This is a genomic window from Limnobacter thiooxidans (genome assembly GCF_036323495.1).
Taxonomy (GTDB): Bacteria; Pseudomonadota; Gammaproteobacteria; order Burkholderiales; family Burkholderiaceae_B; genus Limnobacter; species Limnobacter thiooxidans.
This window is the reverse complement of record NZ_AP028947.1, coordinates 2,523,552-2,547,546: the sequence shown is the minus strand read 5'-3', so window position 1 is coordinate 2,547,546 and position 23,995 is coordinate 2,523,552. Positions and strand designations below refer to the sequence as shown.

Below are 23,995 nucleotides of genomic sequence, written 5' to 3'. Positions count from 1 at the left end.
CGGGTGGACATGCCAGCCCATCAAGGCGTCACAATGTTGAAGTTGCCTGTGGGCTTGTCCAGCATGCCGAAGAACTGTCCAAGTTTCAAAGTGCTTCCATCTATCTTTGTTTGGTCGGAAAACAGCAGTTCAGCCGCTCCCGCTTCGCCGGTCATCATGTTCAGGAAAAACGGTTTACTCAAGGTCAATGTGACAGCAGAGTTAGGGTCAGGCTTGCTGGCTTTGTGATGCAAAACGCTGTTGTGAATGTGAAGCACGTAACTTTCATTGGTGTCTGAAAACACCAGGTTGATTTGAATGTCGACGTTTTCAGCTTTTTCGCTGTTCAGTGCCGCCGCCATGCCTTCCAGAAAACGTGGGGTGGGCGTGTGTTTCAGCATGTCGAGAAACATGTTGCGCTTGAAGCCTTCGCTGTAACCACCTTCCCGCAATTCCAGTGCCCCCGTCAGGTAAAAGTTGCGCCATGGCGCTGATTCGGCCATGTAGCCCATCTGGTCGAAACTTTGTGCAAGAAGTGTTTTGGCTTTTGAGTTGTCGGGGTCTGCATACACGGCATGTTTCAGCAGTTCAGCTGCCCAACGGTACTCGCCTTTTTTCACGGCCACTTCCGCTTTGCTCAGCAGGGAATCCATGCCACCCGCCAGATCCACGTAGCGTTTGGCTGATTCAACAGGGGGCAGTGGATTCAGGTTGGCCGGGTTTGCATCGAACCAGCCCATGTAGAACTGGTACACCGCTTTAACATTGTGGGACAGCGTGCCGTAGTAACCACGCCCGCTCAGGAAACTGTGCAGGGAATGGGGCATCACCACCTTTTCAGCAATCTCTGCAGACGTCAAACCCGCATTCATGTGGCGCACGGTTTGGTCGTGAATGAAGCGGTAAGTGTCGCGCTGTTTTTCCATGAAATTGCGCACATTCTCGCTGCCCCACACCGGCCAGTTGTGCTGGTGAAACATCACCTCGGCATTGCCGGCGTAGGCAATCGCCTCGTCCATGTATGTCGCCCACTTCAATGCATCGCGTACTTTGGCACCACGCGGTGTGTAAATGTTGTGCAGCGTGTGGCCAAACAATTCAGCGCTGCCAAAAGCTTTCAGTTCAGGCACATAGAACACGAACTCGGAAGGTGCTTCACTACCGGGCACGTTGTGGAACATGAATTCCAGCCCGTCCAGGGTGTGGGTTTCCTTTGATTCCGTTACCACCACCGTGGGCGGTAAAATGCCCACCTTGCCATAGGCCACGGCTTTGCCCAAGCCATTGTCGACCAAGCCTTCAGGGCTGCGGGGCAGGCGTTTGCCATACATGTACACCGAGCGCCGGGCCATGGCCATGCCCACCAGCAGGTTCTCGCTGGTGGCCTCTTCCATGAAGCCCACCGGGGCCACCACCGGGATGTTCTGCGCTTGCACCTGCTCGGCACTGAGCACGCCCAATGCCCCACCAAAGTGGTCCACGTGGCTGTGGGTGAACACAATGGCTGTGACAGGTTTGTCGCCCAGGTGTTTGCGGGCAAAGGCCATGGCTGCACGCGCGGTTTCTTCGCTGGTCAATACATCCACCACGATCCAGCCGGTCTTGCCTTCAATCAGTGTCATGTTCGACAAGTCGAAACCACGTAACTGGTAAATTCGGTCGGCCACCTTGAATAGGCCGATCTGGTTGTTCAGGCTGGCTTGTCGCCACAAGCTGGGGTTGACTGTGCCAGGCGACTTGCCTTCAATGAAATTGAATTCGTCGTAGTCCCAAATGACTTCACCCGCGTCATTGGTGACTTTGCCTGTGGGTTTTGCGATCAAGCCTTTGCGGGCATCGGCGTTGTTGGCTGCATCCACCAGGTCGGTGTTCTGGGCAACCTCTGCGTGAAATGCCTGGGTGAATTCCGAGGCGGCGCTGTTTGTATCCAGGGCCGTAGGGGCTTTTGAACAGGCGGTACTGATCAGGCCAATCAGACCAATAAGGGCAAGCGATGCCCAGGCTCGTGGTGATTCCATGCTGTCTCCGAATTTGTTTTTTTGGCGAATGGCTTGGCATTCGCTTTGTCTTGTTTTGGGTATTACAGCACAAAAGTGACACGGTGCATGCCATCATGTGTTTTGCCTGAATTCAAACAAAACTACCTGCAGGGGACAAAAAATTGGGACTGTTTGCTGAACTGTATGATCGACATGTATTGCCGACTTTGCTCGACTTCGCCTGTGGCATGAAAGCCATTAACCGGCAACGCCAGAAGGTGGTGCCCAAGGCCACCGGCCAGGTGCTTGAAATTGGTATTGGTACCGGCTTGAACATGCGGCACTACAACGCCGACAAGGTTGAGAAAATCATCGGGCTGGACCCAGCCATGCAAATGCACCGGCTTGCTAAAAAGCGTATTCAATCCACTGGTCTGAGTGTTGAGTTGATGGGCTTGCCCGCGGAAAAAATTCCACTTGATGATGCCAGCATTGACACCATCGTGATGACCTACACCCTGTGCACCATCCCTGAACCTGTGCAGGCCTTGAAGGAAATGCGCCGCGTATTAAAGCCTGGTGGCAAGTTGCTGTTTTGTGAGCATGGCGTGGCACCTGATGAAGACGTGCGCAACACCCAGAACCGATTGCAACCCGTGTGGGGCAAATTGGCGGGGGGTTGCCATTTGAACCGCGATATTCCGGTCTTGCTGAAGGCAGGTGGTTTTCAGGTTAACGAGATCGAAACTATGTACGTGCCGGGCCCAAAGGCATTTACCTACAATTACTGGGGCGAGGCGTATTCAGAACATTGAATTTTTCAGGCAGCAATCAATGTTCAACATACCGCCCCATGTTTTGGTTTCACAAGCTTTCAAGTTTTCAAGCAATCACGTGCGCAGGAAAGCCTGCGTCGCTGATGGCCTTCACCATGCGCTCCGCTGGCACCTCGCTTTCAATGCGCACCCGTTTTTCCGCCAGGTCAACTTCCACCTGCGCGTAAGGGTCCTGAGCCTTCACCGCACGTTCAACATTGGCTGAACAACCACCGCATTTCATTTTTTCAACAGCCAGTTTCACAATCATGTTGTTCTCCAAAGGTTGATTGACGCCTGTAGTTTAAGGCTTCCAATCGTGGTAAGGTCAAGCCATTGACTTTGACATCATGGGAAGGTTCAAGCTGTGGTCATTGTTCAACGGAGAATGCCGTGTCCCAATACAACACCCTGAATTTGTCGGTGGGCTCTATGAGCTGCGCCTCGTGTTCATCTGCCGTTGAAAAGGCGTTGCTTAAAGTGCAAGGCGTTCAAAGCGCCACTGTGAATTTGGCCACTGAAAAGGCACAGGTGGAATTCAGCTCACCCGCCACGCCCCAAGCCATTGCCCAGGCTGTCATCAATGCTGGTTACGAGGCTGAAATTCTCAACCTGGCTGGTGACAAAACCGGTGAATACCCAGCGGCCACACACGCGCAACCGCAGGGCCTTGGCGAAGGCATCTCGGTTCTACTGGCCGCCCTGTTGACCTTACCCCTGGTGTTGCCCATGGTGGCCATGCCGTTTGACCAACATTGGATGTTGCCCGGCTGGCTGCAATTGCTGCTGGCCATTCCTGTTCAATTCTGTTTGGGGGGGCGCTTTTACCGTGCAGGTTTGAATGCAATCAGGAACCGAACAGGCAACATGGATTTGCTGGTGGCCATGGGCACATCCGCAGCGTTTGGCTTGTCGGTTTACCTGATTGGGCAGGGCAGCGAACACCTGTATTTTGAAGCGTCCAGCGCAGTGATTACCTTGGTGATGTTGGGCAAGTGGCTTGAGGCCCGCGCCAAGCGGCAAACCACGGCAGCCATCTCGGCCTTGCAAGCCTTGCGGCCCGACACTGCGCGTGTGCTGAGAAACGGAGTTGAATACACCTTGGCCATGGCCGACTTGCAATTGAATGATGAAGTGGTGGTGCGCCCCGGTGAACGAATTCCGGTGGATGGCCAGGTGAAGAAAGGCAGCAGCCATGTTGATGAAGCCTTGATCACCGGTGAAAGCGAACCGGTCATGAAATCGATGGGTGCGAAAGTGACGGGTGGTGCGGTGAACCTGGATGGTGTGCTGCACATTCAAACCACGGCGCTGGGTGCGGAAACCACCCTGGCCCGCATTATTCGCTTGGTGGAAGACGCGCAGGCTGCCAAGCCCGACATTCAAAAGCTGGTTGACAAGGTCAGTGCCGTTTTTGTGCCTGTTGTGCTGGTGGTGGCCTTGTGCACCTTGTTGGCCTGGGGCTTGCTGGGCGGTGGCGAAAACCCTTGGGAAGTCGCTATTCTGAACGCGGTTGCGGTGCTAGTGATTGCTTGCCCCTGTGCCTTGGGTTTGGCCACACCCACCGCGATCATGGCGGGCACTGGCGTGGCTGCGCGCCACGGCATCTTGATCAAAGACGCACAGGCGCTTGAACTGGCACACCGCATTCAAACCGTGGTGTTCGACAAAACCGGTACGTTGACAGTTGGCAAACCCACCCTGATTCAGTACGAGGCTGTGCATGGCGAACATGCCGAACTGTTGGCCAAGGCCGCAGCTGTGGAAGTAGGCAGCATGCACCCCTTGGCCAGTGCGGTAAAAACCCGAGCCGAGCAAGAGGGGGTAGCGGTGCTTGAAGCTTCCGATTTGCAAGACCTGCCGGGCAAAGGTTTGTCGGCGCAGGTCAATGCACTAGGTGGCCCGGTGCGCGTGTACGTGGGTACGCTGCGCTGGATGGACGAGCTGGGTGCCACAGGTGAGGATGGGGCCAGCCTGCAAAAGCGGACAGCCGCTTTGCAGCCCAGTGCATCCACTCGGTCCTGGGTGGCTGAGCAGGCTGAGGGCGGCGTTCGCTTGCTGGGCGTATTGGCTTTTGGGGATGAACTGAAAGCCAGTGCCCAAAGCGCAGTCAGTTCACTTCATGCTTTGAAGGTGCACACCGTGCTGTTGACCGGCGACACGCAAGCCAGCGCAGACCGTGTGGCGTCCAGCTTGGGTATTCAACACACCCTGGCGGAACAACTGCCTGGCGACAAATCCCAAGCTGTGGCGGCCTTGAAAAGTTCGGGCCAGGTGGTGGCCATGGTGGGCGACGGCATCAACGATGCACCCGCTTTGGCAGCGGCTGATGTCAGCTTTGCCATGTCCACTGGAACAGACGTGGCCATGCACACTGCGGACATCACGCTGATGCGTGCCGACCCCGGTTTGGTGGCCCACACCATCGACATTTCACGGCGCACCTACAACAAGATCAAACAGAATCTGTTTTGGGCTTTTGTGTACAACGCGGTTGGCATTCCGCTGGCGGCGTTGGGCTATTTGAACCCTGTGCTGGCTGGCACGGCCATGGCCTTGAGTTCAGTCAGCGTGGTCACCAATGCCTTGATGTTGCGCAACTGGAAACCCCAGTAAGGAGTGTGAAATGAGCATCAAAAGTACAATAGAAAAAAACAAGACCAACAACGACACACGTCATTTCACGATTGGCGAGGCCGCAAGCGAATCGGGTATTTCCGCAAAAATGATTCGCCACTACGAGCAGGTGGGTTTGCTCAATGAAGCAGCCCGTACCTTGGCGGGTTATCGCTTGTACACCCAGCGCGATGTGCATGTGCTGCGCTTTATCCGCCATTCACGTGATCTGGGTTTTTCAATCAAGCAGATTGAAGAACTGCTCGCGCTTTGGCAGGACAGGGAACGCCCAAGCCGTGAAGTCAAGAAGCTTGCTCAATCCCATTTGAGTGCATTGAATGACAAAATTCGCGAGTTGAATGCCATGAAAGCCGAGCTTGAGCGCTTGGTGGGCTGCTGCAAGGGCGATTCCCGCCCCGACTGCCCAATACTTGAGGGCCTTGCTTCTTGAGCTACAGGGCCCGAACTTCAGCCCCCGAATTACAGTCCCCGAACTACAACCCATGTGGTACCACAGCCAGGTGGCCTAACGCCGTGTTGCTGACTGTGATTGGCAGGCCGTAAAGCCGCGTCAAATGGTCGGAAGTCACAACCTGCCGTGCAGGCCCCAAGGCCAACACGGTGCGGTCTTTGAGCATGCACACTGTGGCATTGATGCCCAGGGCGTCTTGCGGGTTGTGCGTGCTGAGCACCACGCTTTTGCCCTTTGCGGCCAGTTGTGCCAGCGTGTGCATTACCTTCGCCGCATTGGCAAAGTCCAGGTTGGCGGTGGGTTCATCCAGCACCAGCGTTTGTGCGCCTTGGCACAGGGCCCGCGCAATCAACACCAGTTGTTGTTGCCCACCTGAAAGCAGGCTGAAATTGCGTGGTTTCAAACTGGCTATGCCCAGTTGTTCAAGCACTTCATCCACCGCTTGGTAGTCGACCTGGCTTGGCCCACCAAACAGCCCCCACTGGTGGGTGCGGCCCATCAGCACCGTGTCGCCCACGGTGAAACCCAGGCTGTTGGCATGGCTTTGCGGCACATAGGCCAAGTGGCGGGCCAGTTGATTTGCTTGCCACTGTTTGACATCCGTGTTGTTCACCAGCACGCGCCCTGCACAGGGTGCAAGCAGGTTCAGCAGGGTTTTGATCAGGGTACTTTTGCCACTGCCATTGGGCCCTAGCAAACAAAGTATTTCACCCGCGGCCAACTCAAAATCAATGTGCTCAACCACCGCACAGCCGCCATGGCCCACTGACAGGTTTTCAGCGCGAAGACTCATTGTGCGGCCCCCGCACGTTTCAGCAAAAGGCCCAGAAAAAACGGTGCGCCCACCAGCGCGGTGAGAATACCCAGTGGCACTTCAACATCGCCAAAACTGCGCGAAGCCGTGTCGACCAGCAACAGAAACAGGGCACCCAGCACAATGGACACGGGCAGCAGGCGAGCCAGGCTGGGGCCCACCATCAAACGTGCTGCATGGGGTATCAGCAGGCCTATCCAGCCAATCACCCCGGTGACCGACACCACTGCACTGGTCATCACTGTGGCCAGCGCAATCACGGCGATGCGAAGTGGCTTCACAGGCACACCCAGGGCCTGCGCTTCGGCTTCCGGCAGGCTGAGTACATTCATTCGCCAGCGCAGCAGGTACAGTGCGGCGCAAGCGAACACCACCACAGGGGCAATGGCCCAAACCTCGTCCATCTGCAGGCCACTCAAACTGCCCAGCAGCCAGAAAGTGATTGCGGGCAGTTGGTCGTAAGGGTCGGCCAGAATTTTCAACAGCGAGGTCAGTGCCCCGGCCAGTGCACCCAGCACCACGCCGGTCAGCACCAACACCAGTGTTTTATCGGTGTGCTGAAGGGCTTTGCCCAAGGCGATCACCAGCAGTACCGCAAGCACGCCACCCGCAAAGGCCAGGCCCTGCACGCCCAACATGGGCAAGCCCAGAAACAGGCCCAGTACCGCACCCAGGCCAGCACCGGATGACACCCCGAGAATGTCTGGCGACACCAGCGGGTTGCGAAACAGCATTTGATACGCGGTGCCCGCTGCAGCCAGCGCTGCACCACCCAAGATGGCGCCCAGTGTGCGGGGCAGGCGAATGTCCTGAATCACCTGAACTGACATGGAGTCGCCGTGGCCCAGCAAGGCACGCAGACTGTCGGCAAGATTGACCGGGTAGGCACCCAGGGTCAGAGACAAGGCGGCCAGGCCGACAAGAGCCAGCAGGCACATAGGAAACAAAGCAGGCAAAAGCGCATGCAAAAACCCTGGCAAGGGCGTTTGCCGATGTGGCTTTAATTCGGGAGGCAACGTGGAACGTGGCATGGGGCGCTTGTCGCAAAGCGGTGGGAACGAAGCCGAGTATACCGCACCCGACTCGCCTCGCGCTTTGCGGGCGCAATCAGCTTTGAAGCATCTGCTGAATGACGGTTTTCAAGACACGGCCCACGTCGTCGGCTTTCATGTTGGGGTCTCGAATGGCGCGGATTTGTAACCCGTCAAACAGTGCCATCAACAGGGTGGACTTGGCCGCCAGGCTGAGTTCACATGGCGGCGTTTTTTGATCGGGCTGAATGCCCCGGATCAGGTGGGTAACCTTGTCGCGGATCACCGCATCGGTACACTGCACAGTAGCTGCAATTTTCGGATTTCTGGCAGCTTCCGCCAGAATTTCCGTGTCCAATTCACTGCGGTCAATGCGGCGTTGTACCCCTTCATCCACGGTGCCCAGCATGGCTTTCAGGATATCTTTCTCACCCTGAATTTTCGCAATGCGTTCAAGCGAATGATCCATGTCGCGTTTGACCATGGCCTCAATGATGGCTTCCTTGCTGTCGAAGTAGTTGTAAATGTGCCCGGCGCTCATGCCGAACGACTTCGCAATCTCCGACATGCTGGCGCCATGAAAACCACTTTTTCGAAAGCATTCTGCCGCGGCATCCAGAATTTGCTGGCGCCGAAGCTCGGCTTTGTTCACCAGGTTTTTCGCCTCCTGGTTTTTAGTCTCCTGGTTCATCTCATTCCCCCACGGTGGCAGCTTTCTTTTCCGCCCGCTTTTTGCTGAACATCTGGGTCACCACCACGAAGAACAGGGGCACAAAGAAAATACCCAGAACTGTGGCAGAAATGGTGCCACCCAACACGCCGGTACCAATCGCGTTCTGGCTGCCTGAACCTGCGCCCGTTGAAATGGCCAAGGGCACTACACCCAAACCAAACGCCAGCGAAGTCATCAGGATCGGGCGCAAACGCATGCGCACAGCCACCAGTGTGGCGTCCAGCAAATCTAGGCCTTTCTCGTATTCTTCCTTGGCAAATTCCACAATCAGAATGGCGTTTTTCGCAGACAGACCGACGGTGGTCAGCAGTGCCACCTGGAAGTACACGTCGTTGGCCAAACCGCGGCTGCTGGCTGCCACCAGTGCACCCACCACACCCAGCGGCACAATCAGCATGACCGCAAACGGAATGGACCAGCTTTCATACAAGGCAGCCAGGCACAGGAACACAATCAACAGCGACAGCGCGTACAGCAAGGGGGCCTGCGAGCCGGATTGCCTTTCTTCATACGACAGGCCAGTCCATTCAATGCCCAAGCCTTCAGGCAAGTTGGCTGCAATGTCTTCCATCGCATTCATGGCGTCGCCCGAACTCATGCCTGGTGCGGCCTGTCCTTGAATTTCCACGGCAGGCAGACCGTTGTAGCGTTCCAGTCGGGGCGAGCCCATGGTCCATTGCGCCGATGCAAAGTTACCAAAGGGCACCATTTCACCCTGACCATTGCGCACATACCAGCGGTTCAGGTCTTCAGGCAGCATGCGGTAAGGCGCGTCGGCTTGCATGTAAACACGTTTCACACGGCCCCTGTCCAGGAAGTCATTGATGAAGCTGCCGCCCCAGGCTGATGTCAGGGTGTCGCTGATTTCAGCCACGGAAACACCCAGCGCACCGGCCTTGGCGTTGTCGATGTCCAGTTGGTATTGCGGTGTGTTTTCCTGTGCGTTGGGTCGAACGCCAGTGAGAACCGGGTTTTTCGCCGCTTCGGCAATCATGGTGTTTCTGGCTTGCAGCAAGGCGTCGCGACCCAGCCCGGTACGGTCCTGAATGAACAGGTTAAAGCCCAGCGCATTGCCCAGTTCCCGAATTGGGGGTGGAGCAAAGGCAAAGGCCTGCGCTTCTGGCCAGCTTGCAAACTCTTTTGATGCACGCTGAACAATACCAGCGGCCGAGTTTTCCTTGCCAGGCCGTTCGCCCCAGTCGCGCAAGCGAACAAAGCCAATGCCTGAATTCTGGCCAGTGCCCGAGAAGCTGAAACCGGCCACGGTGAACAGGGACTTCACGTTTGCACCTTCCTTGTTCAAGAAGTAGTCTTCCATCTTGGCGAGCACGGCCAGCGTTTGTTCCTGGGTTGCGCCAGCAGGCAGTTGAACCTGGGTGAAAAACACGCCTTGGTCTTCATCAGGCAAGAAGGACGTGGGCAGGCGTGTAAACATGAAGGCAGTCACCGCCAGCAAGCCACCATAGATGATCAGGTAGCGGCCTGACTTGTGCAGCATTTTGCCAACCACACCTTGATAACGCGCGCTGCTGGCATCGAACTTTCGGTTGAACCAGCCAAAGAATCCTTTCTTTTCGTGGCTGTGGCCTTTTTCAATGGGCTTCAACATGGTGGCACACAGGGCGGGCGTGAGCACCAAAGCCACAATCACCGACAGCGCCATGGCTGACACAATGGTGATGGAAAACTGCTTGTAAATGACACCAGCCGAGCCCGGGAAAAATGCCATGGGTACAAACACGGCAGAAAGTACCAATCCAATACCGATCAACGCGCCGGTGATCTGGTCCATGGATTTGCGGGTGGCTTCCAGTGGTGAGAGGCCTTCTTCTGCCATCACGCGTTCCACGTTTTCAACCACCACAATGGCGTCGTCCACCAGCAGGCCAATGGCCAGCACCATGGCAAACATGGTCAATGTGTTGATTGAAAATCCGAATGCGGACAGCACGGCAAAGGTACCCAGCAACACCACGGGTACCGCAATCGTTGGGATCAGCGTGGCGCGGAAATTCTGCAAGAACAGGTACATCACCAGGAACACCAGGATGATGGCCTCGATCAGCGTTTTCACGACGCCTTCAATTGAAATTTTTACAAACGGGGTGGTGTCGTAGGCGATGTCCCATTCCATGCCTTCCGGAATCAGCGGCGTGATGCGCTCCATTTCCTTGATCACCGATTCAGCCGTGTCCAGCGCATTGGCACCGGAAGCCAGGCGGATACCAATACCCGAGGCATTTCGGCCATTCCAGCGGGGCAGGGTGGTGTAGTTTTCACTGCCGTAGTCAATGCGGGCCACATCTTTCAGGCGCACGCTTGCCCCATCGGCGGTGGTTCTCAATACAATTTGTTGAAAATCTTCCGGGGTTTCCAGCAGACTTTGCGCGGTGATGGTGGCTGTCAGTGATTGCCCTTTCACGGCTGGTGCCGCACCCAGTTCACCGGCTGAAACCTGCGCATTCTGGGCTTGAACTGCACTGCGAATATCACCCGGGGTGATCTTGAACTGGCTCATTTTCTCCGGGTTCATCCAGATGCGCATGGCATACGGGCTACCGAACACCTGCACCTCGCCCACACCGTTGACACGGCTCATGGTGTCTTGAACATTGGAGGTAATGAAGTCGGCCAGTTCGGTGGATGTAAAGGCCCCATCCACTGCGGTAAATGCAATGACCAGCAGGTAACCCGCCGAACTTTTTGTCACCTGAATACCCTGGCGTTGCACGGCACTGGGCAACAGGGCGGTGGCCAGGCTCAGTTTGTTCTGAACCTGCACCTGTGCAATGTCGGGGTTGGTGCCGGGTTCAAACGTCAGTTCAAGGCGAAGCCTGCCCGTGGAGTCGCTGGTGGACTTCATGTAACGCAGGCCATCCAGGCCCGTCATGCGCTGTTCAATCACCTGAGTAACTGAGTCCTGAAGTGTTTCAGCAGACGCACCGGGGTAGGTGGCGGAAATGGTCACTGCCGGTGGAGCAATCGCGGGGTACTGTGCCACCGGCAAGCTGGTAATGGCCAGCACACCGGCCAGCATGATGACAATGGCGATGACCCAGGCAAAAATCGGGCGATCAATAAAAAATCGGGACATGGTACTACTCCTGCCAGGCGGTGATTATTTGGTGTCTGTGTCGGAAAGTATTTCCACTTGCTGTCCGGGGCGAATTTTCTGAATACCCTCGACAATCATCCGGTCCCCAGCTTGAAGACCCTCCGCGATCAGCCATTGGTCGCCCATGGCCCTGGCAGTTTTCACACTGCGTTTTTCAACCTTGTTCTCGGCGTTCAAAACGAACGCTGAAGGCTCACCGGTTGCGTCACGCACAATCCCTTTTTGGGGCACAAGGATGCCATTTTCCCGAATGCCTTCTTCAAGCGATGCACGCACATACATGCCAGGCAATAACTGCTGTTTGGGGTTGGGGAATACAGCGCGCAAGGTGACTGTGCCGGTGTTCTGGTCCACGGTGACATCGCTGAACTGCAGTTTGCCTTCCTGTGCATAGTCGGAGCCGTCTTCCAGTTTCAGCGTGATTTTTGCAGCATCCTTGCCAGCACTTTTCAGAACGCCACTTTCAAGGTCGCGTTTCAGTTGTAGCAACTCGGTGGTGGACTGTGTCAAGTCCACATAAATTGGGTCAAGTTGCTGAATGGTGGCCATGGCGCCGGGTTGCCCCTGTTGCACCAATGCACCTGCGGTGACGCTGGATCGCCCAATTTGCCCGCTAATGGGGGCAGTGACCTTGGTGTAGTTCAGGTTGATCTGCGCAGTTTGAACGGCAGCCTTGCCCGCAGCCACGTCTGCTTCTGCCTGCTTGAGTGCGGCAAAAGCATCGTCACGTTCCTGTTGGCTGACTGCATTCTGTTTGGCCAGTTCCTGAAAACGATCATTGCGAATCTGTGCGCTGGTCAGGTTGGCCTGTGCTTTTTCAAGCATGGCTTTTGCGCTGGCGAACTCGGCTTGATAGGTTGACGCATCAATCTGGTAAAGCGACATCCCCGCTTTGACATCGCTGCCTTCCTTGAACTGCCGGGCCTTCACAATACCGTTGACCTGCGGCCGCACTTCCGCGATCAGGTAAGGGCTGGTGCGCCCGGGCAGTTCGGTGTAAAGCGACACGGGTTTGGCGGCTACTTCCAGTACACGCACTTTGGGCAAGCTAGGTGTGGCTGCTGCATTTGCACCGCCTTCTTGACTGCCGCAGCCGGTCAGAACCAGCGTGCCAGCAGTCAGCAAGACGCCAATGCCGAATGTACTTTTTTTGTTGTAAATCATGGTACTACCCCAAATATTGAACGATGCAGACTTGCGCGGGTTTGGACTTTATCCACCCCGGAACAACACATAGACACGGATTCTGAATGAACGTTCATTTTTCATTGAAAAGCTTGGAGTGTCAAATCAGGTTAAACACCAAGTCAATGTCTTGGAGGAAGGACTTTGTGAAAACCGGCCCTCGGAATGAATATTGCACTATTTCACGTTTACCCTTAACAGGGTCATGCACTGTTTATTTCCGGGAGGAATGTTTTGGATCTTTCATCAATTTTGATCGTGGGTGGTGGTGCAGGTGGGCTGGAATTGGCCTGCAAGTTGGGCCGAAAGCTGGGCCCTGAACGCGTCACTTTGGTGGATTCGAAGATGTACCACATCTGGAAACCGTCCTTGCATGAAGTGGCTGCCGGCACGCTGGACATTCACCAGGAAGGATTGTCCTACCCCATGCTGGCGCACAACAGTGATTTCAATTTCGTACTGGGTGCCATGCAGGGTTTGGACTCCGCCAAAAAGGAAGTCACCATTTCAGCGGTGCTGGACGATGCAGGCGAAGAAGTATTGCCCAAGCGCGTGTTGCAGTTTGGAACGCTGGTGATCTCTGTGGGTAGCCAGTCGAATTACTTTGGCGTCAAGGGTGCACAAGATTTCACCATTTCGCTGGACGGTCCCCAGCAGGCCGAAGGCTTCCGCCTGAAGATGCTCAAGCAACTGGCAACACTGGACATGCGCAAGAAAGACAACCCTTCTGCAAGCCTGGACATTGTGATTATTGGTGCGGGTGCAACAGGTGTCGAACTGGCTGCCGAGTTGCGTGAGGCCAGCCATGTTCACAGCCGCTACGGTTTTAGCCGCATCAATGCCACGCGGGATGTCAACATCACGATTCTCGAAGGCGCACCCACCATTTTGCCCGTATTGCCCGATACCGTTTCTACCGCAGCATTGCGCCTTTTGGAGCAGCGGTTCATCAAGGTGGTGAACAACTGCAAGGTCGTGGAAATTACGGCGCGGCAGGTTGAAGACGCCAATGGCAACCTGTACAAGGCAGATTTGTGTGTCTGGGCCGCCGGTATCAAAGCACCGGCCTGGCTGGCTGAACTGGGCTTGCCGGTGAACCGGAACAACCAGCTGGAAGTGCAGGGCGACTTGCGGGTGAAAGGGCAAACCGCTATTTTTGCACTGGGCGATTGCGCAGCCTGCGAACAGCCGGATGGCAGGATGGTGCCCCCAAGGGCGCAGTCTGCGCACCAGCAGGCGGATTACATTTATGACGCGGTCATGCGGCAGGAGCAGGGCAAATCACCCCTTACCAAGCCTTATTTGTACAAAGACCACGGGTCTTTGGTTTCACTGGGCTCTCGAAGTTCGGTAGGCAGTTTGATGGGCGGGCTGTTCAAGGCCAGCAGCATGTTTGTGGATGGGTTTTTTGCGCGGGCCATGTATGCCAGCCTGCATTTGATGCACCACTACGCAGTGTTGGGCGGAATGAAAACCTTCCTGCTGGCCATGGCGCGTTTCTTGGTGAAGCGCGCCACCCCCCTGGTCAAGCTGCACTAACTTATTGAGCTAACTTAGTGCGAGCGCAGGTCGTCCACAGCCAGGCTGCCAAATTTCGGGCTCAGCAGGTAGTCGACCAAGCGTTCGCCAGTTTGCTTGGGGCTGCTCAGTTGCTGTGTGCTTTTCAATTCTTCAAAGCGCTTTTTGTTGGGGAACAGGGCTTCATCAGTGTCTCGTATCTGGGCCTGCATGTCGGTGTCGATCACACCCGGTGCCAGGCTGAAAATCCTGACCTGCTCCAGCTTGTCCAGTTGCGTGGCCTGCGCATGCATGTCCAGCGCAGCCTTGCTGGCGCAATACACGCTCCAGCCCGGGTAGGCACTGCGCCCGGCACCGCTTGAAACATGCAGAACCCGCAACTGTTGGTCTACTTTCAGAAGTTGTGTGATGTGCGCACTCAGCACCAAAGGCGTGGTCACATTCAATTGCATGCTGCGGGAAATGTCGCTGGCAGGCTGCACACTCAACGGCCCGATGGGCGACACCAGGCCCGCATTGTTGATCAATAGCAGCTGCGTTGCATTTGCCATGAATTCTGGCAGCGCTTCGCCAGCGAGTAATTCCTGCAAGGCCGCGTGTTCCGCCAAATCCACAGGCAGTTGCTGTAACAGCGTTGGAAATTGCTTTTGAAGTTCGGCATGGATTGACCGGGAAAGCCCGAGCACCGGGTAGCCCCTGGCCAACAGGCTTTGGGCAATGCCCAAACCCAAACCTTTGCTATGCCCGGTTAAAACAGCCTTGATCATGATTGATGCTTTGGGGGTTACTTATTGGGTTATTGATCGGGTTGTTTGATTTTCAAATAAAGGATGGAGGATGCCAGCACCAGGGTGATTGCATTGGCAAACACCACCGGCCATTGTTCAACCAACAGGCCGTAAATCAACCAAAGCAATACACCCAAAGAAAAGCACGCATACATGCCCAAGGAAATACTTTGGGTGTCGCGTGTTTTCCAGCAATAGATCACTTGGGGTACGAAAGACACGGTGGTCAATACCGCCGCCAGGAAGCCCAAGGCCTGTGCCCAATCAGCCTGCATTATTCCGCCGGGATCTTCTGGGCAGTTTCCTTGTATACGGCAACCCGGTTTCCACCCAGTGCAATGGCCTTGTTGATGGCCGCTCTTGCTTCACTTTTCTTGTCGAGCTTGATCAGGGCTTCAGCCAGGTTATTCCACGCATCGGCCATGTCGGGATAAACGCCCACGGCCTTGCGATAGTTTTGTTCGGCTTCAGCATAATTTTGGGCATTGAAGGCCAAGTTGCCCAACCCAAAATGAAACCATGGTTCCTGCGGCCAGGTTTTTGCACCCTGCTGATAGGCTTTACCAGCGTTTTCAGGGCTGGACCGCTCCAGCGCGACAGCAGAATTCAGATAATTCTGGGCGTTGACATACGCGGGCGGTGAATCGATCGGCTTGATGACTGTGAAACCCCAGTTCTCGGATCGTTCCCAAAGTTTCAGAAAAGTGGCCATGGGAATGAGGTCACGTTCTTTGGGGCCAGATCTCAAAATCAGGTTTTTGCTCTCAGGCTCATAGCCCACCACCACGGCGTAATGCCACATGGGTGCGATCTGCAGTGAGAGATTGAGCAACACCACAACCGGCGTGCCTGCATTCAGGGCATCAAACAGTGCTGGCAGTTTGGGGTCAATCTGATAGCTGAGGTAGCCCAGGCGACGGGGCGCCGCCAGCATTTCAAGCTGCAGCGTGCCTTGCCTGCCGGGCAGGTAAACCAGTTCGGCCAATTCGTCTGGCGATGTTTTTTCACCGGCATGGGTCAACACCATGGCCAATGTGGATGGTCCGCAATAGAACTCTTCCTGTGCATAAAAAGGCACGTCTTTGAGTTCAATGGGCGCTTGTGTCTGGACTGTGCTTTGCAATTCCTGCGGGACAGTTGGCAGCAGTGAACACCCTGACAAAGCCCCTGCAAGAATTGCTGAACCCGCCAGGCGGGTCCAGTTTTTACTGGAAAAACTCAATTTCATCGAACGGATCGGGTAAACGGAAACACCTTGGTCAAGCCAAGAATGTCGGTTACCAACAGAATAATGAAGACAGTAAATAGTACACCAACAATACCGGCACCTGCAGGTGCGTTCTCAATGTGTGCAGCCAGCTTCTGGGCTTCTTCTTCGGTCATGGCGTCGACACGGGCTTTGGCAGCTTCAGCGCTTACGCCGTGTGCTTGAAGGGCAGTGGCGATTTCTTCACGATCAAAAAACTGTTTGAGTTCAGAACGATCTTGCTGGTGCATTGCAACAGCCTGTTCTGTGCTCACAATGGCAGCATGAGCGGGGGCAACAATAAAGCTGCTTGAAAAGCTCAGCAAAACAGCCATTGAAGTGGCGCGCATGGTTTTGGTCATTTTATTCTCCATCATTCTTGTGTGTGGGAAAGGTCATCATAGGCCTAAACAAGCATTGGTGCTTGTTTGATGCGAGTCAACCAAACGAGGAACGCCGCGTTTTAGTTGACATCACACCAAGGAGGATTCGTGATGAGAAACGGATTGTTCAAGATTTTTTCAACCAGCTGCGCCTTGTTAATGGGCTTGGCCTTGGCACCAGGACAGGCCAATGCGGTAAATGTGTCCATCGGCGTGGGCGGTGAAGTGCTGCCCGGTGTCTATGGTTCAGTGAATATCGACAATGGCCGCTACCCGGCCCTTGTTTATGCTGAACCCTTGATCGTTTCCCGCCCATCCCGAATTCTTTCGCCCGTGTACCTGCATGTTCCACCCGGACACCTTCGGAAGTGGGGGCGCTATTGCGGAGAATATGGCGCTTGTTCAAGACCGGTCTATTTCGTGAAGTCGCGCGATTATTACGACTTCAGCCCGCGCTACATTGAGCAGCGTTATGTTTATCGTGATCGCATTACTTACGTGAACCGGGGTGGATACGATCGCCGGGACTACGATAGACGGGATTATGATCGTCGTGCTTATGAGCGTCGTGCTTATGAGCGTCGTGATTATGCTCGAAAAGACTATGAACGCCGCGATTATCGACGTGATGATCGTCGAGACAATAATCACCACTGGAAACACGGGGGTGACCATGATCATGGATATGGCAGACACGGCCGGGGTCGGGATGACTGATATTGGTTTTCTGGCGCGCTAACTTTCATTGAATGATGTCGGAAAGGTTGGGCAATTCGCTCGACCTTTCCTTTTTGCATTGCAATTCCACCAAGCTTTTATTCGCCCCTTGATTGTGAAAAAATAGTGGAAAAGGTTAGTCATTTGTAGGTAAAACACTGGCACAATCTAAGTTGGTCGCTAGCCAGGTCTTTCATGCAAGTTAAAGCCTTACTAAGGGTAAATCAGCTTGTATGTCATTGAAATAAAGATAAAAACGACATTTACCCAATTAGGGGGGTAAATCCTGTCGTGTTTTCAGTTTGAGTTGAATGGTTTTGCTGGCACAGTGAATTACTGTCTACAAAATTAACCCAAATTGATTAATCAAATGATCACCAACAATCCCGGCACCCCAAAAGACAAATCCAGATTTCGCCAAAAAGGCGCTTTGTTGGTGGAACTGGTGCTCACGCTACCCATACTGCTCGCAGTAGTATTTGCCATCGTGGAATACTCGGTGTTGTTGGGGGCCCTGTTGATTATGAACAACACCACCAGTGAAGCGGCCCGCCAGGTGACCGTGTTCCGAACCGGTTTTTCGCAGGCCGATTACGAGGAATTCGCCCGTGATTCCCTTGACAGCCTTTTGCCCCAATACGTTGGCAGTTTTCGGGAAAACATTGTTCAGTCCGTAAATACGACACCCTGTGGTGATTCTGTGTGCTTGCGCCTGAGCCTTGTGTATCCCAACTATCAAAACAACCCGCTGGTTGGAAACTCTTTTTTCATTCCCCTTCCTGCCAATTTGTCGGCCGAGTCCACCACCCGTGTGGAGCCGAACAATGACTAAGCCACGCAATATCGCACAGCAACAGGGGGCATATACGCTGCTGACCGTGTTCGTGCTGCTAATGAGTATTGGTGCCTTGGGGGTATTGGCGGTGGGGCACACTGCTTGGGAGAAGTCCCGCATTCAGGGTGTTGCTGATCTGGTTGCATTAACCGCCGCGCGGCAAATGGCGGATGGCCCTGCTTTTCCCGAGGCCTTGGCAATTGCACAGGAAAATGGAATTCAGGTTGAAGATGAATTGACGATTGTCTGTGTCATCAACGATGCGGTAAGCGCCGATTGCCCCAATGCAATTACGGCGCGAGTCACGATCAATCGCTCTTTGAACAGCCTGCTGGCCTTTTTGCCCAATCAGCAAATCAATGCAGTCGCTGAAGCAACTGTGACCCCAACTGTGGTGGGGACTGTGTCCTCGTCTCTCGCCACTGTTGACACCAACCAGTCGGCTTTGCTCAATGGATTGTTGACTGCCCTGGGTGGCGGTGCTGTCAACCTGACTGTGGCGCAATGGGGGGCTTTGCTCGGCAGCGACATTGCTGTGGATTTGCTGGCTTTGAGTACCGAGTTGGGTGTGGCCAGCCTGAACGAACTGTTGGCCTTGAATGTGTCAGCCCTGGGTTTATTGCAGGATGCGCTGCTGGTGGGTGATGCCGATCAGGCTGACAAAATGCAGATTCAGGGTTTGCTCAGTGCGCTCAGTGGTCCTTTAAACAGTGTGAACCTGACCGTCGGAGACTTGTTGGCTGCGGATTTGTCAGGTCGAACCGACACTCCTTTGAATGTCAATCTTGGTCAATTGGCGCAAGTCACGCTTTTGAACGCAGTGAAAGGCGTCGGTTATACATTGCCAGTCATGTCCGGTTTGCTGAGGCTGGACGTGGGCGTGAACATTCTTGAGGCTCCGCAGGTGTTTGTGGGTCGTAAAACACCCTACAAAGACCCCATCACCAGTGCTCGTACTGCGCAGGTTGCCTTGAATGTGCGCGTGCGCCAGCCCTTGAACATCAATATTGCGCTGGTCAGTCTGAGTGCACTAGATCTGGCCCTGCAGCTGCGTGTGGCTGGTGGGTTGGCTGAAGTCAATGACTTGACGTGTCGCTTTCCACGTGCCAACAACAACATGGAGATGACGGTGGTACCTGCAGTGGCCGAGGTGTGTATTTCACAGAGTGCTGGCAATCTGAATACCACAGTTGGCGGTTTGACCTGTGGTGCACCTGCCAGAATCCTGAATGTGACCTTGCTGGGTTTGGTCAATGCGGGTGTGACTTTGGGTGCGGGCGCCAGCTTGCGCTCAGACCCCGTACAACTAAGTTTTGATGGGGTTGCGCCCTTTCAGGAAAGTGTTGATTTGAACCTTGGTCAAACACTGGGCGGTTTGCTGTCCAACACCGACCTCGACTTGAACGTGGATTTGCCATTCGTAGGGCCTTTGATCCGAGCCACAGTCAATGGTTTGGTCAGTACCCTATTGGTTGTTCTGGAGCCAGTGCTGCGCCCAATTCTTGGCCTTGTGGGCAATATTCTGGATGGTTTGTTGCAAGTGTTGGGTGTGGACCTGAATACAGTGACCGTGGATGTGAATTCCATGGACTGTCAAAGTGTCGTGCTGACGCGTTAAGCTGCTTTTTCTGAAAGCCCGTACACCGCAGCCAGCCCGGTGCCTGCCAGCACCACCAGCCCGCCAACCAAGGTATGCCAACCCAATGTTTCATCCAGGAACAGGTGGCCCCAAAGCACGCCAAACACCGGTGTCAGAAAAGTCACTGTAAGGGCCGATGTGGGGCCGATGTCCATCACCAGTCTGAAATACAGCAGGTAAGCCACCCCGCTGCACAACACCCCCACACCCAAAATCGCCAGCCAGCTGCTGATTGCCGGCATTTGCTCGGGCAGGTTGAACGGCACAAACGGCATCAGGATGAACGAACCCATCAGCAGGCAGCCAAATGCATTGGTCAAGGGGTCAATGTCACTGCCCAGGTACTTGGCCATGTTGGTGGCCAGTCCGTAACAGGCCGCAGCGCCCAAGGCTGCAGCGATTCCCAAACCCGTGCCTTCGGTGTTCAAGGTGGCAGTGTCCAGACCCACAATAATACCCACACCCAGCAGACCCAACACCAAGCCCAGTAAAGCCATTGGCGAAGGCACAGCCCTGGTCCACAGCAATGCCACAATGGCTGCCCAAATTGGCGCGGTTGCATTGATGATCACCAATACTGATGCCGAAACGGTGAGCGAAGCATAGGCCACCAGCGTGAAGGGCAGGGCCGAGGCAAATACAGCGATGGCCGTGATCAGCTTCCAGCGTTTGGCCACCTGGGTTTGTTTGTTGGTGATTGCGAAAAGACCACCCAGGAAGAGTGCCCCGCAGGCCACGCGCAGAGCGGCCATGAAGGCAGGTGGCATGTCGGCCGCCGCAATTTTGTAGAACACAAAAGAAGAGCCCCAGATCATGGACAGCAGCAATAGGCGCAGTGCACTGGCTTGGCTCATGGTTTTCATCAGGTAGTGAGCGAATGCGCAAGTATGCTTAAATTGAAGTAACAAGAGGAAGCTTTATAGACGTTTTTTACAATTTTTGAACATTTTTGGGCAATGGCGCTCAAAGCAGGCTGATTCAGCAGGCAGTAGGCAAAGGATTAACAATGTGGTTGGTGAAGTACGCCTTGAGCAAGCCTTATTCAATGGGCGCTCTGGCCATTCTGGTGTTGATATTGGGTTTGTCTGCACTTCGGCAATTGCCTGTCGATATTCTCCCCGAAGTCAAAACGCCGGTCGTGAATGTGGTGTGGACCTACCAAGGTTTGAATGCCCGTGAAATGGCCAGCAAAATCACATCCTTTTCAGAGTTGGCTTTGTTGAACAACGTCGACAACGTGAAGGAAATCTCCTCCGAAACATTCAATGGCGTCGGGTTGGTTCGCGTGGTGTTCCAGAACAATGTGGAAATCGACGTGGCCTTGTCTCAGGTGGCGGCCATTTCACAGACAATTCTGCGGCGCATGCCGCCTGGTACCAGTCCGCCGATCGTGGTGCGCAATTCCCTGTCCAGTCGCCCGATTCTCAGCCTGGTGGTGTCTTCCGACACCCTGAGTCAAAGCCAGTTGGCTGATTACGCGCGCATTCAACTGCGCGGTCAGATTCAAAGCATTGGCGGTATGCGCCTGACACTGCCTTACGGTGGGGCCACGCGGCAAATCATGATTGATTTGAAACCTGATGCCCTGCCGGCTTTTGGTTTGTCCGCAGCCGATGTAGCCCGTGCGGTGAACCAGCAAAACCAGACGCTGCCTTCGGGCAATGTGCGGGAAGGTCTTCGCGACCTGCAAATATCTGTCGATGCCAGCCCAGAAAGTGCCGAGGTGTTTGCCAACCTGCCGATCAGTGCCAAAGATGGGCGAATCATCAAGCTGCGCGATGTGGCGGATGTGCGCGATGGCGGTGCAATCCAGACCAACTTGACCCGGGTGGATGGAAGCAGCGCGGTGCTGGTTTCCCTGATCAAGATAGGAGGGGCTTCCACCACCGACATCATTGAGAAGGTCAAAGCTCTGTTGCCCGACATTCAGGCCGCTGCACCGGAGGGCGCGAAGATCATTCCGATTTTTGACCAGTCTGTGTTTGTTCAGAGTGCAGTGGACATCATCACCAAGGAAATTCTGATTGTGGGCTTTTTGGTGGGCCTGGTGGTGTTTGTGTTTTTGGGTTCAATCAAGTCAAGCTTGATCGTGTTGGTGTCGATTCCACTTTCTCTGCTGGTGGCCGTGATGGCGGTGAAACTGACCGGGCACACCCTGAACCTGATGAGCCTGGCTGGTTTGGCGCTGGCGGTGGGTATTCTGGTCGACAACGCCATGGTTGAAATTGAAAACATCAACCGCAACATCGCCCTTGGCCTGAGTGCACCCCAGGCCGCACTGGCCGGTGCAAAACAGGTGGCCTTTCCCGAGTTTGTGTCCACCCTGTCCACCTGCATTGTATTCACCCCGATTTTTCTGCTGGACGGCATTGCAGGCTATGTGTTTGAACCGCTGGCCATCACCGTGATTGCTGCATTGGCTGCCTCGTATTTCTTTTCCCGAACCGTGGTGCCCACACTGGCTGCCTTGAAGCTTGACAAGAACGACCGCCACTACAAGGGCTTTGACAAGCTGGAAGCGGGCATTGACCGCTTGGGTAACGGCATTGCGAACCGCCTGCCCACCTTGCGTGCCAAATGGCCTGTGGTGGCCTTGTTGGTGGTGTTGATTGTGGGTACTGCAGCTGCCTTGTTGGTCATCAGCCCCCAGCAGTATTTTCCGCGCACCGACGCGGGCTTGTTGAAACTCTATGTTCGCGGGCCGGCGGGCACAAGGGTTGAAGAAACCGCCAACAATTTTGCGAAGGTGCAAACCACCATTCGCGAACTGATTCCCGCCGACGAGGTGAAGCAAATTGTGGAGTTGATTGGGCAACCAGACCCGGTGAACATGTCATGGGTGGACACCATGACCATTGGCGGGTTCGATGGTGAAATGCTGATTGAGCTGAACCCAAAGCAACAGGGTACTTTCGAGTATCAGACCCTGTTGCGCCGTGAACTGAGCGAGCGTTATCCCGACTTCAAGTTCCTGTTCCTACCGGCTGACATCACGAACCAGACCTTGTCGGGTTTGACCCCCACGTCCGCTGAAATCAGGGTGATCGGCCGCGATGTGCCGGGCAATCTGGGCATTGCGCAAGACCTGATCAAGAACTTGAAAGGTTCCGAGGAGATCAGCGACCTGATGCTGCGCCAGGTGGGCAATTTGCCGGAATTTGTGGTGTCGATTGACCGCGACCGGGCCTTGGCGCTGGGCATTACATCAGCTGACGCCTTGCAAACCCTGTTGGGTGTACTGGGTACGGGTGGTACCGTAGCGCCCAGTTATTGGTCTGACCCGCGTGCCGGCATTTCCTATGTGGTCCAGGTTCAGGCCCCCTTGCAAAGCCTGGGGTCTGTGGAAGACCTGCTGCGCTTGCCCATCACTACACCTTCCGGGCAAAACATTCAATTGGGCGCGATCGCCAGCATCACACCGCGCAACGTGCCAGCCACAGTGGTTCGTTCCACCTTCCAACCGGTGATCAGCGTGCTGGCCAACGCACCGGGCGCCAACCTGCGGGTGTTGTCTGAGCAAGCGCAGGCAGCAGTGGAGCAGGTCCAGGGGCGCTTGAAACCCGGCAACAAAATCGAGATCAACGGACAGGCCACCGCAATGACCGCGGCATTCAAGGAACTGGCACTCGGCTTGCTCAGCGCACTGGTGTTGATCGTGCTGGTGATGGTGTTCAACTTCCAATCGTGGACCTTGCCTTTTGTGGCCTTGAGCAGTTTGCCAGTGGCGTTGTCGGGCGCTGTGGCTGGGCTTTACATCACAAACACACCCATCAGCGTGCCAGCCCTGATGGGCTTGATCATGACCATGGGAATTACCACGGCCAACAGCGTGTTGCTGACTTCGTTTGCGAGGGATGCCTGGGCCCAGGGCATGGGAGCCTGGGATGCTGCCCTGCAGACGGTTCGCCAGCGAATTCGCCCCATTTTGATGACAGCACTGACCATGATCGTGGGTTTGATCCCGATGGCCACGGCACTGGGCCAAGGCGCTGAACAAAATGCGCCTTTGGCCCGTGCGGTGATTGGTGGCTTGATGACGGGTTCTGTCGCCACCCTTGTGCTGGTGCCCCTGATTTTTGCATTTGCGATGAAAAACGCAGTACCCGGCAAACCGCTGGTGGAGGAATAAA

At 55.0% G+C, this 23,995-nt stretch carries 20 protein-coding genes; 8 read left to right on the top strand and 12 right to left on the bottom strand.

Going from position 1 to position 23,995, the window contains the following annotated elements:
• Nucleotides 1-20: 20 nt before the first annotated feature.
• A complete protein-coding gene (locus tag RGQ30_RS11560) occupies nucleotides 21-1,997 on the bottom strand; it encodes an alkyl/aryl-sulfatase (RefSeq protein WP_130555773.1) in 1,977 nt (658 codons plus the stop codon).
• A gap of 143 nt (nucleotides 1,998-2,140) precedes the next feature.
• Between RGQ30_RS11560 and RGQ30_RS11555 the strand changes: the two genes are divergently transcribed.
• Nucleotides 2,141-2,773 (top strand): class I SAM-dependent methyltransferase, encoded by a 633-nt coding sequence (locus RGQ30_RS11555; RefSeq protein WP_338284435.1) that lies wholly within the window; start codon nucleotides 2,141-2,143, stop codon nucleotides 2,771-2,773.
• Between the two features lie 67 nt (nucleotides 2,774-2,840).
• Here the strand turns inward: RGQ30_RS11555 and RGQ30_RS11550 are convergent, their stop codons facing one another.
• Complete coding sequence (locus RGQ30_RS11550) at nucleotides 2,841-3,044, bottom strand: heavy-metal-associated domain-containing protein (protein WP_298216332.1); 204 nt, start codon at nucleotides 3,042-3,044, stop codon at nucleotides 2,841-2,843.
• A 122-nt stretch (nucleotides 3,045-3,166) separates the two neighbouring features.
• Here RGQ30_RS11550 and RGQ30_RS11545 point away from each other — a divergent pair, with 122 nt between their 5' ends.
• Entirely contained in the window at nucleotides 3,167-5,389 is a 2,223-nt protein-coding gene (locus RGQ30_RS11545) for a heavy metal translocating P-type ATPase (RefSeq protein WP_338284433.1), read from the top strand.
• 10 nt (nucleotides 5,390-5,399) lie between these two features.
• Entirely contained in the window at nucleotides 5,400-5,840 is a 441-nt protein-coding gene (gene cueR / locus RGQ30_RS11540; RefSeq protein ID WP_130555775.1) for a Cu(I)-responsive transcriptional regulator, read from the top strand.
• Nucleotides 5,841-5,883: 43 nt separating this feature from the next.
• On the opposite strand, the gene RGQ30_RS11535 is transcribed toward cueR, so the two are convergent.
• The 5 genes from RGQ30_RS11535 to RGQ30_RS11515 form a co-directional block, all read right to left on the bottom strand.
• On the bottom strand, nucleotides 5,884-6,654 hold the full coding sequence (locus RGQ30_RS11535; protein ID WP_130555776.1) for an ABC transporter ATP-binding protein: 771 nt from the start codon (nucleotides 6,652-6,654) through the stop codon (nucleotides 5,884-5,886).
• Nucleotides 6,651-7,613: a FecCD family ABC transporter permease gene (locus RGQ30_RS11530; RefSeq protein WP_130556933.1), complete on the bottom strand. Its 963-nt coding sequence runs from the start codon at nucleotides 7,611-7,613 to the stop codon at nucleotides 6,651-6,653. Before RGQ30_RS11530 ends, RGQ30_RS11535 begins: the two co-directional genes overlap by 4 nt.
• A 169-nt stretch (nucleotides 7,614-7,782) precedes the next feature.
• Complete coding sequence (locus tag RGQ30_RS11525) at nucleotides 7,783-8,397, bottom strand: TetR/AcrR family transcriptional regulator (protein ID WP_130555777.1); 615 nt, start codon at nucleotides 8,395-8,397, stop codon at nucleotides 7,783-7,785.
• 1 nt (nucleotide 8,398) lies between these two features.
• Nucleotides 8,399-11,533, bottom strand: coding sequence for an efflux RND transporter permease subunit (locus RGQ30_RS11520; RefSeq protein WP_130555778.1), 3,135 nt, complete (start codon nucleotides 11,531-11,533; stop codon nucleotides 8,399-8,401).
• A 24-nt stretch (nucleotides 11,534-11,557) separates the two neighbouring features.
• Nucleotides 11,558-12,718: an efflux RND transporter periplasmic adaptor subunit gene (locus tag RGQ30_RS11515; RefSeq protein WP_130555779.1), complete on the bottom strand. Its 1,161-nt coding sequence runs from the start codon at nucleotides 12,716-12,718 to the stop codon at nucleotides 11,558-11,560.
• A 255-nt stretch (nucleotides 12,719-12,973) separates the two neighbouring features.
• On the opposite strand from RGQ30_RS11515, the gene RGQ30_RS11510 reads away from it, so the two are divergent.
• The gene (locus RGQ30_RS11510; protein WP_130555780.1) at nucleotides 12,974-14,278 is read left to right on the top strand and encodes an NAD(P)/FAD-dependent oxidoreductase; all 1,305 of its coding nucleotides are present in this window, start codon (nucleotides 12,974-12,976) and stop codon (nucleotides 14,276-14,278) included.
• A 14-nt stretch (nucleotides 14,279-14,292) separates the two neighbouring features.
• Here RGQ30_RS11510 and RGQ30_RS11505 read toward each other — a convergent pair whose 3' ends face one another.
• Genes RGQ30_RS11505 through RGQ30_RS11490 form a run of 4 tightly spaced genes read right to left on the bottom strand, consistent with a single transcriptional unit; the run spans nucleotide 14,293 to nucleotide 16,653 of the window.
• Entirely contained in the window at nucleotides 14,293-15,024 is a 732-nt protein-coding gene (locus RGQ30_RS11505) for an SDR family oxidoreductase (protein WP_130555781.1), read from the bottom strand.
• 29 nt (nucleotides 15,025-15,053) lie between these two features.
• A complete protein-coding gene (locus RGQ30_RS11500) occupies nucleotides 15,054-15,320 on the bottom strand; it encodes a SemiSWEET transporter (protein ID WP_130555782.1) in 267 nt (88 codons plus the stop codon).
• Complete coding sequence (locus RGQ30_RS11495) at nucleotides 15,320-16,273, bottom strand: PA2778 family cysteine peptidase (RefSeq protein WP_130555783.1); 954 nt, start codon at nucleotides 16,271-16,273, stop codon at nucleotides 15,320-15,322. Before RGQ30_RS11495 ends, RGQ30_RS11500 begins: the two co-directional genes overlap by 1 nt.
• The gene (locus RGQ30_RS11490) at nucleotides 16,270-16,653 is read right to left on the bottom strand and encodes a PA2779 family protein (protein ID WP_338284431.1); all 384 of its coding nucleotides are present in this window, start codon (nucleotides 16,651-16,653) and stop codon (nucleotides 16,270-16,272) included. The genes RGQ30_RS11495 and RGQ30_RS11490 overlap by 4 nt, the downstream gene beginning before the upstream one ends.
• A gap of 132 nt (nucleotides 16,654-16,785) precedes the next feature.
• On the opposite strand from RGQ30_RS11490, the gene RGQ30_RS11485 reads away from it, so the two are divergent.
• The 3 genes from RGQ30_RS11485 to RGQ30_RS11475 all read left to right on the top strand — a co-directional run bounded on the left by RGQ30_RS11485 (nucleotide 16,786) and on the right by RGQ30_RS11475 (nucleotide 19,844).
• Complete coding sequence (locus tag RGQ30_RS11485; protein ID WP_130555784.1) at nucleotides 16,786-17,391, top strand: hypothetical protein; 606 nt, start codon at nucleotides 16,786-16,788, stop codon at nucleotides 17,389-17,391.
• 370 nt (nucleotides 17,392-17,761) lie between these two features.
• Nucleotides 17,762-18,223, top strand: coding sequence for a TadE/TadG family type IV pilus assembly protein (locus RGQ30_RS11480; RefSeq protein WP_130555785.1), 462 nt, complete (start codon nucleotides 17,762-17,764; stop codon nucleotides 18,221-18,223).
• Complete coding sequence (locus tag RGQ30_RS11475) at nucleotides 18,216-19,844, top strand: Tad domain-containing protein (RefSeq protein ID WP_130555786.1); 1,629 nt, start codon at nucleotides 18,216-18,218, stop codon at nucleotides 19,842-19,844. The genes RGQ30_RS11480 and RGQ30_RS11475 overlap by 8 nt, the downstream gene beginning before the upstream one ends.
• On the opposite strand, the gene RGQ30_RS11470 is transcribed toward RGQ30_RS11475, so the two are convergent.
• Nucleotides 19,841-20,719, bottom strand: a complete 879-nt coding sequence (locus tag RGQ30_RS11470; RefSeq protein ID WP_338284430.1) for a DMT family transporter — start codon at nucleotides 20,717-20,719, stop codon at nucleotides 19,841-19,843. The genes RGQ30_RS11475 and RGQ30_RS11470 overlap by 4 nt on opposite strands.
• 152 nt (nucleotides 20,720-20,871) lie before the next feature.
• Here RGQ30_RS11470 and RGQ30_RS11465 point away from each other — a divergent pair, with 152 nt between their 5' ends.
• Complete coding sequence (locus tag RGQ30_RS11465; RefSeq protein WP_130555788.1) at nucleotides 20,872-23,994, top strand: efflux RND transporter permease subunit; 3,123 nt, start codon at nucleotides 20,872-20,874, stop codon at nucleotides 23,992-23,994.
• Nucleotide 23,995 lies beyond the last annotated feature (1 nt).